This is a genomic window from Pseudomonas sp. PME37.24/025, assembly GCF_055556615.1.
The window spans coordinates 1-269 of the sequence record NZ_JBVHNK010000230.1; the positions used below are offsets into that span (position 1 = coordinate 1).

Genomic DNA, 269 nt, shown 5'->3' on the forward strand with positions numbered 1-269 from the left:
GGCGTCTGCAACCGGTGACGTCCCCAGAGTGCGTTCAATGCCACATCGAGGAACCGCTGCGCGTCGAGGTCACTCCCCCGGCCGAACCGAACGCGCTTATGGTCCCACCAGCACCACGGCTTCGACCGAGCATCGACGAGCTCGACGACGTGCCCGAGGTCGAGCAGACACGCATCAGCAGACGCGCCGCCCGCGCCGCGACGCCTCCCCTGCCCGCGTTGCACCTGATGTTCAGCACGCAGCGCAGCGTCGATACCGGCCCGCGAGTC

1 protein-coding gene is annotated in these 269 nt (G+C 68.8%); it reads right to left on the minus strand.

Features of this window, described 5'->3' with window-relative positions:
* Nucleotides 1-269: hypothetical protein (locus ACZ3HH_RS30175; RefSeq protein WP_465810262.1), on the minus strand; the 269-nt coding region annotated here is incomplete at both ends.